Genomic DNA, 1,203 nt, shown 5'->3' on the forward strand with positions numbered 1-1,203 from the left:
TCGGATCACCGCCATCATGGCGAAAGCCAGCATGACCAGCGACACGTGTCGATGCCAGCCGTGCCAGGAGCGTGTTTCGTTGTGGGTCAGGCCGAGTTCGTTCTTGGCGGTCTCGAAGCTGTCCTCGATGGCCCAGCGGTGCCCCTCGACAGTGACGAGCGTCTCGATCGGCGTTCCAGCTGGGCACCAGGTCGTGAAATAGGCCAACTCGCCATCGGCGATGTGGCGGCGGATCAGCAGGCCCCGCGTCCACAGGCCCAATGCCTGCGGGCTGAATTCATCCGCCTCCAGGTCGGCCAGTTCCAGATAAGCCCAGTCATGCAGCCGCTCGCCTTTGGTTCCCAGGCCCGCGGACAGGCGCTGCCAGGCGGCGGGATCGAGATCCTTGGCGATGTCCTCGGCCGTTCCGGCAACCGCGGGCTTGCCTATCCAGGATCCGAAATGGTGGGTGGCATTGACGCCGAGCACATAGCCCTTGGCCGCGCGGCGGAGCGCCATCTCGATACTGCCCACGCCGTAGACGCTGTCGGCCGCAACCCAGCCAAAGGCGACCCCCGCGGTGATGGCGCGCTCGATCATGCCGAGCGCCATGGCAGGCTTGGTCGCAAAGGCGGTGCCGGGCGGAACATGGGCCGCCGCCATGCGAGCCGGGTCGTCCGTCCAGTGCTTGGGCAGGTAGAGCGCGCGATCGATGAAGGCATGCCCGTGCTGGGAAACGAGGGCCGCGAACACGCCGATCTGGCAGTTGGTGATCTTGCCCGCCGAGCCCGTGTACTGCCGCCCGACACCGCAGGACGACTTGCCCTGCTTGAGGAAGCCGGTCTCGTCGATCACCAGCACCGCGTCCTCGGCCGCAAAATGCTCGACGACGTACTCGCGCACGATGTCGCGCAGCGCATCAGCATCCCAGCGCCCACGGCCAAGAATGGCCTGCTGCCGCCAAGGACCAGGATCCCCCGCCGCCTCGGCCCGCATCCATCCCGTCTTGCGCCGCTCAGCCCCCAGCAGCCCGTCCAGGAACAGACCGGCCGATGCCGCGACACGCGCCTGGGTGAACAGGGGGCGGATGCGCGCCTTGGTCTCGCGCAATGACGATGCCCAGAGCTCCAGCACCGTCTCAATCGAAGCGCCCCTCATCCACGTCCCCTGAACCATGATCACCCATGGATTCAGAGATCGAGGAAAGACGCAACTGTAATGCTA

General features: G+C 66.3%; 1 protein-coding gene. It reads right to left on the bottom strand.

Translation table 11 applies throughout. The features are described from left to right. Positions 1-1,137, bottom strand: a 1,137-nt coding sequence (locus tag GSE44_RS25045) for an IS701 family transposase (protein WP_408015163.1), incomplete at its 3' end; no start/stop codon positions are given. Positions 1,138-1,203 lie beyond the last annotated feature (66 nt).

Origin of the sequence: Muricoccus harenae, assembly GCF_009848505.1 — a bacterium.
Classification (GTDB): Bacteria; Pseudomonadota; Alphaproteobacteria; order Acetobacterales; family Acetobacteraceae; genus Roseomonas; species Roseomonas harenae.